General features: G+C 60.5%; 1 pseudogene and 1 other annotated feature. The pseudogene reads left to right on the top strand.

The features are described from left to right. Window positions 1-49 precede the first annotated feature (49 nt). Window positions 50-532 (top strand): annotated as a pseudogene (locus BN2475_RS31820) (transposase); the annotation flags it as partial. Beyond that, window positions 329-445 (top strand) — a sequence feature (AL1L pseudoknot). (Overlaps the previous pseudogene by 117 nt.)

The following is a 532-nucleotide window of genomic DNA, read 5'->3' as shown; positions in this document are numbered from 1 at the left end:
GAACCGCCCCGGATTTGGTGGAGGCTCCAACTCTTGAGAGAATGGAGCTATGAACAAGTCGAACAAGTTTTCTGCTGAAGTCCGCGAACGTGCCGTGCGCATGGTGCAAGAGCATCGGGGGCGAGTATGCCTCACAGTGGGCAGCGATCGAATCCATCGCCCCCAAGATCGGCTGCACGAGCCAGACGCTGCTGGGATGGGTCAAGCGGGAAGAAGTCGATAGCGGTGAGCGTGAGGGCGTCACCACGTCGGAACGTGAACGCCTTAAGGCACTGGAGCGTGAGGTTAAGGAACTGCGCCGTGCCAATGAGATCCTGAAGCTGGCGAGCGCATTTTTCGCCCAGGCGGAGCTCGACCGCCGCCTGAAGTCCTGAAGGCCTTTATCGATCAGCATCGCGACACCTTCGGGGTCGAGCCGATCTGCAAGGTCTTGCGGATTACACCGTCGGGTTATCGGCGTCATGCCGCACAGCTTCGCGATCCGTCGCGGCGCTGTGCCCGAGCGAAACGCGACGAGTTTCTGCGTCCGGAA

This window comes from Paraburkholderia ribeironis (assembly GCF_900019265.1).
Taxonomy (GTDB): Bacteria; Pseudomonadota; Gammaproteobacteria; order Burkholderiales; family Burkholderiaceae; genus Paraburkholderia; species Paraburkholderia ribeironis.
Note: the sequence above shows the minus strand (reverse complement) of the source record. Positions and strands in the feature narration are given on the sequence as shown.